The sequence below is a fragment of the Bacillus aquiflavi genome, assembly GCF_019915265.1.
Taxonomy (GTDB): Bacteria; Bacillota; Bacilli; order Bacillales; family Cytobacillaceae; genus Bacillus_BT; species Bacillus_BT aquiflavi.
On record NZ_CP082780.1, the window covers coordinates 1080400 to 1092989 of the forward strand.

The following is a 12590-nucleotide window of genomic DNA, read 5'->3' on the forward strand; positions in this document are numbered from 1 at the left end:
AAGGTAGAGATGTGTTTAACCTTTGGCAAGAAAGGGAGGTAATGATGAAAAAAAAATTGTTGAAGAATTGATAAATTTAAATGTTGGTAAAGTTAATCGTAACGAATTGTTAGCTCATCATACTACACTGAAAGTAGGAGGTCCTGCAGAGCTATTTATCGAACCTTCTTCTATCGAAAACTTACAAAAAACGATGGAAGTGATTCGAAAACATAAACTTAAATGGCGAGCAATTGGAAGGGGCTCCAACTTGCTAGTAAGTGATGAAGGGATTCAGGGGGCTGTTATTAAACTTGATTCTGGTTTAAGTACACTGAAAATCAATGAAAACGAAATTCAAGTGGGAGCAGGTCATTCTTTAGTAAGTTTAGCAATGATTATTAGTAAAAAAGGATTAACCGGACTAGAGTTTGCCTCAGGTATTCCTGGATCGGTTGGTGGTGCCGTCTATATGAATGCGGGTGCCCATGGTTCTGATATCTCAAAAATCTTAAAAAGGGCACATATTTTATTTGATAATGGGAAAATGGAATGGTTGTCAAATGAAGAGATGGAATTTTCCTATCGAACATCAGTTTTTTACAAAAAAAGCGGCCGGGAATTGTTGTTGAAGCTGTTTTTCATCTAAAAAAGAGAGAGAAAGAGGAAATTAACGCTTTAATCAAGAGAAATAAGGAATATCGGAAAAATACACAGCCATGGGACTCTCCGTGTGCAGGAAGTATTTTCAGAAATCCGTTGCCAAACTATGCAGGACAATTAATTGAACAAGCCGAACTTAAAGGTTATGCAATCGGTGGTGCGAAGGTTTCAGAAATGCATGGGAATTTTATCGTCAATGCTGGTGGGGCACCTGCAGATGATGTTCTCAAGCTAATTGAACATATTAAAAAAACAATACTTGACTTATACAATATTAGAATGGAAACAGAAGTAGAAATAGTCGGACAGCATTAAGGTGATAATTTCCACTTTCGCTATTTCTTCCTGTATAATATAGTGTTAAGTATAGTGAAAAATATCGATTAGTTAAATGAGGAAGATAACGGCATGTGTTCGTGCCGTTGTTTTCACTTTACTATTGATGATTTTTTCCCTACATATGTAAACTCCGTTAACAGTCTTTAGGAAATTAATTTAGTAAAGACAGGATGATTCATTTAATGAAATCTTTACTAAATAAAGTTTTACCAATAAAGAAAAGAAAATTGATCTTTGCTTTATTAAGGTGAGGTGAAATGAATGGAAAAAGGGAAAGTGATCTCACTTGAAGAACGTGTCCCGAAAATAAAGCAACCGCGCCGAAGAAAAGTAAATCGCAAATTAATTCTACTATTATTCTTGTTTTTTTCCCTCATCGTATTAGTTGTGTACTTTCAATCACCGCTAAGCCATGTAAAAACAGTTGATGTAAAAGGGAACGAGTTTTACTCTAATGATGAAATTGTTAGACAAAGTAATGTATCGAAAAAAACAAGCATTTGGAGGGTGGATGAAAAGACAATCTCAGAAAAGCTAAAAGAACTTCCATTAATAAAATCCGTAAAAGTAGATATTCAACTTCCTAATACGGTTGTATTTAAAGTGAGAGAGTATGAACGCATGGCTTATGTTGCAAAGGGAGATAGTTTCTTCCCAGTATTAGAGAATGGTCGGCTTTTAGAAGGCGAAAAATTAAATGAACTGTCGCTAAATTCACTTATTCTTTTTAACTTTGATAAAAAAGAGATGTTAAATGAGACGGTTAATGAACTTAGAAAACTCCCAGAAGAGGTTTTAAATTCTATTTCAGAAACCCATTATAACCCACAAGAAACTGATAAATATCATTTAACTTTTTATATGAATGATGGCTTTGAAGTAAGTGCAACGTTAAGAAAATTTTCCGAAAAACTTTCACATTACGCAGCAATTAAAGGTCAGTTAGATCCAAACAAAAAAGGAATTATTGATTTAGAGGTCGGGTCATTTTTTAAAGAATACGGATTAATTGAAGAGGAAATAGCTGAGGAAGAGGACGAAAAAGAAAAAGATACAGAGAAGAAAAAGAGCGAAGAAGAGGAGACTGGGAAAAAGAAAGAGAAAGTAGGAGAGGATACAGAGGATGAAGCTGAGAAAGAGGAAGAAGGAGGGGTTACAGAAGAGGAAGAGGCAGAGAAAAAAATAGAGGAGGAAGGTGAAAATGAAAATGAAAGGTAACCGGGTTATTCTTTCGCTTGTTTTTCTCATTTTAGGATATATGCTTGCCTTTTCCTATCACCTTACAAAAAGCGACACAGAAGGAGCAAAAATTTCAGATAAGCAGTGGGAACGCAGCTACGATCTTCGCAGTCAATTAATTGAGCTTGAGGAAAAAAACCGTACGCTTCAACATGAGCTTGTTGAAAAACAAGAAAAATTGTCAGAAATTGAAAAAGATTTAGCGAAAGAAGAACAAGTATTTTATAATCTTGCCGAAGATGCAGAAAAGTATCGAATGTTTTTAGGAAAAGTGAAAGTTAAAGGCAGTGGAGTAGAAGTGACCTTAGCGGATGGAGATTACGATCCTACTGAGGAAAATGCAAATAATTATATTGTTCACGAACACCATGTCTTTAAAGTAATTAATGAACTATACATATCTGGTGCAACTGCTGTAGCAGTGAATGGACAAAGGCTTTCATACAATTCATATATTGTTTGTGATGGTCCTGTGATTACAATTGATGGATTTCAATATCCTGCACCTTTTGTCATCTCAGCAATTGGTGACCCAGATGTATTATTTTCTGCTTTAAATTTAACAGGCGGAGTAAAAGATCAGCTTGTAAACGATAATATTTCATTTTCATTAGAAAAGAAAAGTGAGATCGTTTTCGAACCAATCCTTGGAGGTTGATCTCTTTTTCTGACTGTAATAAGTGTCCACATTTTAAAATGAAATTAAGAAAGTAGGGAGAAAAAGGTGGACAAAACTAAGAACATTAGCATGATTATCATTGCAGTTGTAATTGGATTCATGATTGCTATTCAATTTCAAACGGTTAAAAAACCAGTTATAAGGGATACACGTGATATGTGGGAGCTTAGGGAAGATTTATTAAAGGAAAAAGAACTTCAAGCAAAACTCATTCGTGAAATTAGATCGAATGAGGAAAAACTAGCTAAATATGAAACCGAGCGAAAACAAAGTAGAGAGCAGGCTTTAAGAGAAACATTAGAAGAATTAAAGAAAGAAGCAGGCTTAACGGAAGTAACAGGTCATGGTATTATTTTGACGATTGAACCAATTTTTGATCAGCTGCCATTAGGAGCACCACCTGTTACAATTTCTCCTGAAATATTTAAACGGTTAATAAATGAATTAAATATGTACAACGCAAAGTATATTTCTGTTCAGGAACAGAGAATCATTAATACGACTGTGATCCGTGATATAAACGGTGAAACAAAGATCGATGGATATTCATTAAACAATCTTCCAATTGAAATAAAAGTTATCGTAGAAAACCACCAAATAGCCAAAAAACTATACAACCGTATGCAAGTTTCCAAATCAGTTGAAGATCTTTTCATCGACAACTTACAAGTAAACATATCTAACCCTCAAACAAATATCACAATTCCCGCTTACCAAGAGACGATAAGAATACGTGATATGGAGCCGGTTAAACATGATAAAGGAGGCAATTCATAATGTGGCTTCCATTCTTGGGATTAATAATTGGTGTTATTCTTGGATTATTAACTGATATAAAAGTCCCAGAAGAATATTCCAACTATTTATCTATAGCTGTCTTAGCATCTCTAGACACGCTATTTGGAGGAATTCGGGCACAACTGAAAAATATTTATGATGAAAAAGTATTTGTTTCTGGATTCTTTTTCAATATACTACTAGCTGCAAGTTTAGCTTTTCTAGGTGTTCATCTTGGTGTAGACTTATATTTAGCAGCAGTTTTTGCATTTGGAGTTCGATTGTTTCAAAATATAGCTGTAATTAGAAGGATTATATTATCCAAATGGTCAAATAGACATGAAAAAAAAAAAAAACTTCAATAAAATAAGAGGGAATAGACTAGTTATGACGAATAATTTTAAGATAACACGGTATAAAAATCATTATTTTATAACTTAAATGGATATGGAAAAATTGTTGTTCAATATACTTAATATTGTTTAAAGGAGGTGCCAGAGAATGAACAGCAATGAAGTTTATGTTAGTCTTGACATCGGTACATCCAGTGTAAAAGTTATCATTGGTGAAATGGTCAATGACTCTGTAAATATTATTGGAGTGGGAAATGCAAAGTCTGAAGGACTGAAAAAGGGATCGATAGTAGATATAGATGAAACCGTTCATTCTATTAAAAGAGCAGTAGAACAGGCTGAAAGAATGGTAGGAATGGAAATTCAGCGTGTAATTGTTGGTGTTTCTGGAAATCATGTCATGCTTCATCCTTGCCATGGTGTAGTAGCAGTCTCAAGTGAAAATCGGGAGATAACGAATGAGGATGTAGCAAGGGTGCTGGATGCTGCACAAGTAGTTTCAGTTCCTCCTGAAAGAGAGATTATCGATGTAATCCCGAAACAATTTATCGTTGATGGACTAGATGAAATTAATGATCCGCGCGGAATGATTGGTGTACGGCTTGAAATGGAAGGGACTATCATTACAGGTTCAAAGACAATTTTACATAATACTTTACGCTGTGTAGAGCGTGCAGGATTAGAAATTGTTGACATCTCATTGCAACCTTATGCTGCTGGGTCTTTTGCATTGTCTAAAGATGAAAAAAATCTTGGTGTCGCCCTAGTTGATATTGGAGGTGGATCAACGACAATCGCTGTTTTTGAGCAAGGAGATTTAAAAGCAACGACTGTTCTTCCAGTTGGAGGGGATCACATTACTAAAGACTTGTCGATCGGACTGAAAACAACGACAGAGGATGCCGAAGAGATTAAAGTGAAATATGGTCATGCGTTCTACGATGATGCCTCCCAAGATGAAGTTTTTAGTGTTCCGATTATTGGCAGCGATCAACACCAACAATTTAACCAGCTTGAAATTGCGGATATTATTGAGGCAAGGATGGAAGAAATACTTGAGCTTATCGTTCATGAATTAAGACTGTTAGGAGTTCAAGATTTACCTGGCGGATACGTTTTAACTGGTGGAGTGACAAATATGCAAGGCGTTCCAGAACTAGCTCAAGTCGTCTTGCAAAGTAGGGTTCGGATTGCTGTTCCTGATTATATTGGTGTTCGAGATCCTAAATTTACAACAGCTGTAGGATTAATTAAATTTGCTTACAAAAATGCTAGAATACAAGGAAGGAAAATCGGTTCTGTTGCAGCCTCCATAGAAGAAAATGATACACGGGTTCAAAAACAGTCGCAACCGAAATCGAATTCTGAAAAAAAGCCAGAAAAGGTGACATCAAAGGTGAAAAAATTCCTAGGTTACTTTTTTGAGTAAGCATTATTATTTAGGAAGATAGACGAATTAGGAGGATTTGTCATGTTGGAATTTGATACTAATTTAGATTCGCTAGCTACAATAAAAGTTATCGGTGTTGGAGGCGGCGGGAATAATGCTGTTAACCGTATGATAGAGCATGGTGTTCAAGGTGTAGAATTTATTGCAGTTAATACAGATGCGCAAGCATTAAATTTATCAAAAGCAGAAATAAAAATGCAAATCGGTGCTAAATTGACTAGGGGACTCGGTGCTGGTGCAAATCCAGAGGTAGGAAAAAAGGCAGCCGAAGAGAGTAAAGAGCAAATTGAAGAAGCGTTAAAGGGAGCAGACATGGTATTCGTTACTGCAGGAATGGGTGGCGGAACTGGAACAGGGGCAGCCCCAGTAATTGCTCAAATTGCTCGTGATTTAGGCTCTTTAACAGTTGGTGTTGTTACTCGTCCGTTCACATTTGAAGGAAGAAAGCGTGCGACACAAGCTGCAGGCGGAATTGCAGCAATGAAAGATGCAGTAGATACATTAATAGTTATTCCAAATGACCGTCTTTTAGAAATTGTTGATAAAAGCACTCCAATGCTGGAAGCTTTCCGTGAAGCCGATAATGTTCTACGTCAAGGTGTACAAGGGATTTCGGATTTAATTGCTGTACCGGGGCTTATTAATCTTGATTTTGCTGACGTTAAAACAATCATGTCTAATCAAGGATCAGCGTTAATGGGTATAGGTGTATCAACTGGAGAAAATCGAGCCGCCGAAGCTGCAAAAAAAGCCATTTCATCTCCTTTACTTGAAACATCGATTGATGGCGCAAGAGGAGTGTTGATGAATATTACTGGAGGAACAAATTTAAGTCTTTACGAAGTACAAGAAGCTGCAGATATAGTTGCATCAGCCTCTGACCAAGAAGTAAATATGATTTTTGGTTCAGTAATCAATGAGAACTTAAATGACGAAATCGTCGTAACAGTAATTGCAACTGGTTTTAATGAGGAAGTTGTTCAAGCAAAATCTACAAGAACAGGATTAGGACAATTGAAACAAAGCATTGCAGCTACTCGTGAGCAACCGAAACAACGTGAAGAGCCCCCTCAAGAGCAGCAACATTCCCGTGGGACAAGCTCTCAGTTTGCTGAAGATACGTTAGATATACCTACTTTCCTTCGTAATCGAAATCGTAGAAGATAAAAAACATAGTAGTTTGCAACTCATAAAAAACAGGTATGAATCCATGTAAAAAGGATTTATACCTGTTTTTGTTTTGTTGCAAAGAAAAAGATTAAAAGATTCCCTATTCATTGAGGAACGTAAAAAAATGGCGTTAAAAAGTTTAATAAATGAATAGAAACATATATAGACAAATTCCGAAAAGAAAAGCGAAAAGTTCTTCTATTTTGATTACAGGAAATGACACACTTTTAGAAGGGATGTACGTTATACTTTTTCGTAACAGAATAATAGGTAGAAAATATAAGGTAAAAGAGGAGGATTTTATGACTGTTTATTTAGATGTAATCTGGCTTTTAAATTTTTTATTTGACAGTCTCCTCCTTTATTTGACGGCAACTATATTAAAAAGGAAAATTTTGCTTTGGAGGGTTTTCGCTGGAGGTTTTGTTGGTTCACTAATTATTTTATTAACTATCACTCCACTTAATACGTTTACTGGTCACCCCATTTCAAAATTGTGTTTTTCGATTGTCATGATTTTGATTACATTCGGGTATAAGCGTATGCGTTATTTCTTAACCTGTTTAATGACCCTCTATTTATTTACTTTCTTGATAGGAGGTGCATTAATCGGCGTTCATTATTTTTTGAAATTTGATATGAAATTATCTTCATCAGTGATGCTCTCGAGCATAAAAGGTTTCGGAGATCCTATTAGCTGGTTATTCGTGTTGCTCGGCTTTCCAATTGCATGGCATTTTTCAAAACAAAGGCTTGAAAATATTGAGATGACAAAAATTCAATTCGATCAGTTGGTTAACGTAACTATTTTTATTCATGAATGTTCCTATCAGTTTATAGGATTAGTCGATAGCGGAAATCAGCTTTACGATCCTTTAACAAAAATACCAGTTATGGTTGCCTCTTTAAAAGGAGAACGGAACGAGCTTCCAAAGTCAATCTATCAAATAGCTGAAAATCCTGAGTCAATCTTAACTGGTACGATGGAGATTCCTAGCGAACTAGAAAATAAACTACGATTTATTCCTTGTAAAGTTGTTGGACAAGAGCATCAAATAATCGTAGCGGTTAAGCCCGACCACATGTTTATTGAAAAAGATGAAGAAACACTTATCGTTAAAAAATCGCTCGTTTCCTTTACAATGCAGGAGCTGTCTGCTGACGATCGTTTTCAATGTATCGTGCACCCGAAGATGCTGACTGGATTTAAAGCAGGGCAACAAAAAGGGAAAGTAGGTTAGTTATAAAGAAACGAAAAGTGATACAGCCATTTTTGTCAAAAGATAAACAGATTATTAGGAGGAGACATTTATGAAACGATTAAAACTTCGCTTAACATACTACTGGTATAAGATTTTAATAAAATTAAAAATTAAAACAGATGAAATTTATTATATTGGCGGAAGCGAAGCATTGCCGCCTCCTTTAAATAAAGATGAGGAAGAGTTACTATTAAAAAAACTACCGAAAGGAGATCAAGCGGCAAGATCAATATTAATTGAAAGAAATTTACGGCTTGTTGTTTATATCGCCAGGAAGTTTGAAAATACAGGGATAAATATCGAGGATTTAATTAGTATAGGAACGATCGGACTAATTAAAGCAGTAAATACATTCAATCCTGAAAAAAAGATAAAGTTAGCTACATACGCTTCACGGTGTATTGAAAATGAAATTCTCATGTATTTACGTCGAAATAATAAATTGCGCTCTGAAGTCTCTTTCGATGAACCGCTGAATATTGATTGGGATGGGAATGAGCTTCTATTATCAGATGTGTTAGGTACAGATGAGGATATTATTACGAAGGACCTTGAAGCAAATGTTGATCGAAAGCTTTTAATTAAAGCGCTTCATCAATTATCAGACCGAGAAAAACAAATAATGGAACTTCGTTTCGGTTTAGGTACTGGGGAGGAAAAAACTCAGAAAGATGTTGCGGATATGCTTGGGATATCTCAGTCATATATTTCAAGATTAGAAAAAAGAATTATTAAAAGATTGCGAAAAGAATTCAATAAAATGGTTTAAAAAATTTTTTTGGAAAAATTTTTGGAAGTTTTTTTGAAGCTAATATGTGAATTTATCAATAAGTTAAGCTGTTTTTCCCTCATTTTTAACAACAGGGTTAAGACAAGATCATGCATATTTTTCCCACCCGAGGAGATACTGAACTTTGTACATCAGCTCCTGTAAGGAGGGAAAAGAATTGACTCGAAATAAAGTTGAAATTTGTGGTGTAGATACTTCAAAACTTCCCGTGTTAAAAAATGAGGAAATGAGAAAGCTTTTTAAAGAAATGCATAATGGCGACATGACAGCACGGGAAAAACTAGTTAATGGCAACTTACGCCTTGTTTTAAGTGTCATTCAACGCTTTAATAATCGGGGTGAATTTGTTGATGATCTCTTTCAGGTCGGTTGTATCGGTCTTATGAAGTCAATTGACAACTTTGACCTTAGTCAAAATGTTAGATTTTCAACATATGCTGTTCCGATGATTATCGGAGAAATTCGACGCTACTTACGGGATAATAACCCGATTCGCGTTTCTCGTTCTTTACGGGATATTGCTTATAAAGCACTGCAAGTAAGAGAAAAATTAATAAGTGAAGCATCTCGGGAACCGACAGCTGAGGAGATTGCGCGCGTATTAGAAGTGCCTCATGAAGAGATCGTGTTTGCACTTGATGCAATTCAAGATCCCGTTTCCCTATTTGAACCAATTTACAACGATGGCGGTGATCCCATTTATGTAATGGATCAGTTGAGCGATGAAAAAAATCGGGACCATCAATGGATTGAAGAGATTGCCTTAAAAGAAGGAATGAGACGTTTAAATGATCGGGAAAAGTTAATACTTCGCAAAAGATTTTTTCAAGGAAAAACACAAATGGAAGTAGCTGAGGAGATAGGCATTTCTCAAGCCCAAGTATCGAGGCTAGAAAAAGCTGCAATTAAACAAATGAATAAAAACATTCAAACGTAAAGCTGCCAAATTGGCAGCTTTACGTTTGAATGTTTTTAAGTGTTTCTGCTAAGTTCCCCTAGTAAAATTCTCACCGATTCCTCTTAAAAACCCTTTTTATATTAGAAAAGCACATTTTTTCAATATTCACTCTCATATAGTGTTATAGAGTATAATGAGGAAGTGAGGAGTGATGATAAATGGTAAAAATATCCGATCTTCAAATGAAAGATGTTGTAAATATTTCTGATGGAAAAAAATTAGGTAACATTGGAGATATCGATATTAATTTAGACACAGGAAAAATAGATGCCATCATTATTACTGGGTCAGGAAAGGTACTAGGTTTTTTTGGGAAAGAGGAACCAATTATGATCCCTTGGAAAAATATTTTAAAAATAGGGGAAGATGTTATTTTAGTTCGATATAAGGATGCTAATCATGAGCAGCCACTAGAAGAAGAAAAATAAAAACGATAACTTTGTTTTTACTGTGACTTCGCTTTTTTCTGTGGTAAACTAGATTAAAACACTGAGGGATAATATGGAACCTTTAGAATTAAAAAATGATAAATATTTTATAATAAAACATTGGGCTCGGCAAAATCCAAATTTAACTGTTGGATTTACAACAAAAAATGATGGGAAAAGTCATTTTCCATATGACAGTGCAAATTTTGCATTTCATGTAGGTGATGAAGAAGAAATTGTTTGTAAAAATCGGCAGGATTTTGCTAATACTCTTCAGTTTCCGCTTCATAATTGGGTCGGTGCTGAGCAAACCCATGAAAATTTTATTAAAAAAGTAACATCTGTTAATAAAGGAAAAGGAGCGTTTCGTTACTCTGACAGCTTTAAAAGGACAGACGGATTTTTATACCTTCGAAAAGGGCATTTTGTTAACCCTTTGCTTTGCTGATTGTGTTCCTTTATATTTTTTTTGCTCCAAAACAAAGGGCTCTTGGGATTGCTCATGCTGGTTGGAGGGGATCAGTCAGCAATATTAGCGGGGAAATGATCCATTGCTTAAAGAAAGAAGGGATTAAAGAGGACGAAATTTTTGTTGTTATTGGCCCATCTATTTGTGAAAAATGTTATATTGTAGATGACTTAGTTATTTCACAAATAGAAAGAAACTTAGCTCAAGGGGAAGAAAGGCCATATCACGAAGTAAAGGATGGACAATATTCATTAAACCTACGTTCCTTTAATCGACAGCTCCTTTTAAAAGCTGGAATTCCAGCTGAAAATATTGAAACGACGAATTTTTGTACCAGCTGTCATCATCAACAGTTTTTTTCTCATCGTCGAGATCAAGGAATAACTGGACGAATGATGAGTTTTATCGGCTGGAAGGAGGGTAACAATAAATAAAATGAAGGTTGAAAGCAAATTAAAGTTAATACAAAAACAAATACAAGAAGCTTGTCATAAAGTTAATCGAGATGTTAACGATGTAAAAATTATTGCTGTAACAAAATATGTTTCAATAGAGAGAGCCAAAGAGGCAGTTGAAGCCGGAATTATTCACCTTGGGGAAAATCGGGATAATGGCTTTTTAGAAAAGTGGGAAGCCCTAGGGGACAAGCCCGTTTGGCATTTTATCGGAACATTGCAGTCTAGAAAGGTAAAAAACATTATTCATAAAGTTGATTACGTCCATTCTTTAGATCGTCTTTCATTAGCAAAGGAAATGAACAAACGTGCAAATAGGAAAATAAATTGTTTTGTTCAAGTAAATGTATCAGGGGAAGAATCGAAACAAGGAATGGAGCCTTCAGAAGTAAAAAAATTTATTTTGAAGCTAAAAGAATTTGAAAACATAAAAGTAGTCGGCCTCATGACGATGGCTCCTTTAACAGATAATGAGCCTGTTATTAGAAGCTGTTTTCGTAAATTAAAACTATTGCAAACCGAGCTCCAAAAGTTAAACTTAGATTATGCTCCGTGCCATGAACTTTCAATGGGAATGTCTAATGATTTTTCAATTGCGATTGAGGAAGGAGCAACAATGATAAGAGTAGGAACGGCTCTTGTTGGTGAAGATGACTAGGAGGCGTTAAATATGAGTTTAAAATCAAAAGTGAAATCGTTTTTTTTCTTAGATGATGAGTATAAGGAAGAAGAAATCATCGAAGAGGAAGAGACGGTAAAACCTTCTAAAAATACACCTAAGCAAAACATTGTCAGCTTACAAAGTGTACAAAAGTCTTCAAAAGTAATCTTGATGGAGCCCCGTGTTTATGCAGAGGCACAAGAAATTGCTGATCATTTAAAAAGTCGTCGAGCTGTAGTTGTTAATTTACAGCGCATCCAACATGAACAAGCGAAAAGAATTATTGATTTTTTAAGCGGAACTGTTTATGCAATAGGCGGCGATATTCAAAAGATCGGACCAAATATCTTTCTTTGCACTCCTGAAAATGTGGAGGTTGCGGGGAGTATTTCTGAACTGATAGAGGAGTAATATTCTATAATAGAGGTGATAGACAAGTATGTCTTTAGTATTGAATATTTTAGGGCAAATAATTTATTACTATTCCTGGGCGTTAATCATTTACATATTAATGTCATGGTTTCCAAACGCTCGCGAGTCAAGTATTGGACAATTTTTAGCACGTATATGCGAACCTTATTTGGAACCATTTAGAAAAATTATCCCGCCATTTGGAATGATAGACTTTTCTCCAATTGTTGCTATCATTGTGTTAAGATTTGCCACGACAGGTATGCAGCAGCTATATTATTGGTTTGTGTAAGCTTGTGTCTACAAGGTTCAGATAAAAGTCTTAAGCTTGGGGACAAACTCAATATTTGAAGCAAATGCTTGAGAACCTGCTTACAAACGCTTATTAGTCGAGGTGTCGAGCAACGAGGCGGAAGCGAATAGAACAAAAGCTTATGTGCTTACAACGAAGAATGCGAGCGTTTGTAACAGTCTGTAAGGTCCATATAAGGACCTTTTTCTCATTAA

The 12590-nt window shown here is 35.4% G+C and carries 15 protein-coding genes and 1 pseudogene; all 16 read left to right on the top strand.

Features of this window, described 5'->3' with window-relative positions:
• Positions 1 to 22 precede the first annotated feature (22 nt).
• The 16 genes and pseudogenes from murB (at position 23) to K6959_RS05530 (ending at position 12375) form a co-directional block, all read left to right on the top strand.
• Positions 23 to 957 (top strand): annotated as a pseudogene (gene murB, locus K6959_RS05460) (UDP-N-acetylmuramate dehydrogenase).
• Positions 958 to 1242: 285 nt separating this feature from the next.
• Positions 1243 to 2199: a cell division protein FtsQ/DivIB gene (locus K6959_RS05465; protein WP_223087848.1), complete on the top strand. Its 957-nt coding sequence runs from the start codon at positions 1243 to 1245 to the stop codon at positions 2197 to 2199.
• The gene (locus K6959_RS05470; protein ID WP_163242285.1) at positions 2189 to 2878 is read left to right on the top strand and encodes a DUF881 domain-containing protein; all 690 of its coding nucleotides are present in this window, start codon (positions 2189 to 2191) and stop codon (positions 2876 to 2878) included. The genes K6959_RS05465 and K6959_RS05470 overlap by 11 nt, the downstream gene beginning before the upstream one ends.
• A gap of 66 nt (positions 2879 to 2944) precedes the next feature.
• On the top strand, positions 2945 to 3676 hold the full coding sequence (locus tag K6959_RS05475; protein WP_262421900.1) for a DUF881 domain-containing protein: 732 nt from the start codon (positions 2945 to 2947) through the stop codon (positions 3674 to 3676).
• Positions 3676 to 4041: a small basic family protein gene (locus K6959_RS05480; protein WP_223087849.1), complete on the top strand. Its 366-nt coding sequence runs from the start codon at positions 3676 to 3678 to the stop codon at positions 4039 to 4041. Before K6959_RS05475 ends, K6959_RS05480 begins: the two co-directional genes overlap by 1 nt.
• Before the next feature lie 136 nt (positions 4042 to 4177).
• Positions 4178 to 5458: a cell division protein FtsA gene (ftsA, locus tag K6959_RS05485; RefSeq protein WP_163242254.1), complete on the top strand. Its 1281-nt coding sequence runs from the start codon at positions 4178 to 4180 to the stop codon at positions 5456 to 5458.
• Positions 5459 to 5500: 42 nt separating this feature from the next.
• Positions 5501 to 6646 carry a cell division protein FtsZ gene (ftsZ, locus tag K6959_RS05490; protein ID WP_163242253.1) on the top strand — a complete coding sequence of 382 codons (1146 nt, stop codon included), beginning with the start codon at positions 5501 to 5503 and terminating at the stop codon, positions 6644 to 6646.
• Positions 6647 to 6951: 305 nt separating this feature from the next.
• Positions 6952 to 7890, top strand: coding sequence for a sigma-E processing peptidase SpoIIGA (gene spoIIGA / locus K6959_RS05495; protein WP_223087851.1), 939 nt, complete (start codon positions 6952 to 6954; stop codon positions 7888 to 7890).
• A gap of 70 nt (positions 7891 to 7960) precedes the next feature.
• Entirely contained in the window at positions 7961 to 8680 is a 720-nt protein-coding gene (gene sigE / locus K6959_RS05500; RefSeq protein WP_163242251.1) for an RNA polymerase sporulation sigma factor SigE, read from the top strand.
• Positions 8681 to 8858: 178 nt separating this feature from the next.
• Positions 8859 to 9638, top strand: a complete 780-nt coding sequence (gene sigG, locus K6959_RS05505; RefSeq protein ID WP_163242250.1) for an RNA polymerase sporulation sigma factor SigG — start codon at positions 8859 to 8861, stop codon at positions 9636 to 9638.
• Between the two features lie 179 nt (positions 9639 to 9817).
• Positions 9818 to 10087, top strand: coding sequence for a YlmC/YmxH family sporulation protein (locus K6959_RS05510; RefSeq protein ID WP_163242249.1), 270 nt, complete (start codon positions 9818 to 9820; stop codon positions 10085 to 10087).
• A gap of 73 nt (positions 10088 to 10160) precedes the next feature.
• The gene (locus tag K6959_RS19545; protein ID WP_316252527.1) at positions 10161 to 10535 is read left to right on the top strand and encodes a laccase domain-containing protein; all 375 of its coding nucleotides are present in this window, start codon (positions 10161 to 10163) and stop codon (positions 10533 to 10535) included.
• A gap of 2 nt (positions 10536 to 10537) precedes the next feature.
• Positions 10538 to 10990 carry a purine nucleoside phosphorylase YfiH/LACC1 family protein gene (locus K6959_RS19550; protein WP_316252528.1) on the top strand — a complete coding sequence of 151 codons (453 nt, stop codon included), beginning with the start codon at positions 10538 to 10540 and terminating at the stop codon, positions 10988 to 10990.
• A gap of 1 nt (position 10991) precedes the next feature.
• Positions 10992 to 11669, top strand: coding sequence for a YggS family pyridoxal phosphate-dependent enzyme (locus K6959_RS05520; protein ID WP_163242247.1), 678 nt, complete (start codon positions 10992 to 10994; stop codon positions 11667 to 11669).
• Positions 11670 to 11681: 12 nt separating this feature from the next.
• Positions 11682 to 12083, top strand: a complete 402-nt coding sequence (locus tag K6959_RS05525) for a cell division protein SepF (RefSeq protein ID WP_163242246.1) — start codon at positions 11682 to 11684, stop codon at positions 12081 to 12083.
• 28 nt (positions 12084 to 12111) lie between these two features.
• Positions 12112 to 12375 carry a YggT family protein gene (locus tag K6959_RS05530; RefSeq protein ID WP_223087853.1) on the top strand — a complete coding sequence of 88 codons (264 nt, stop codon included), beginning with the start codon at positions 12112 to 12114 and terminating at the stop codon, positions 12373 to 12375.
• Positions 12376 to 12590 lie beyond the last annotated feature (215 nt).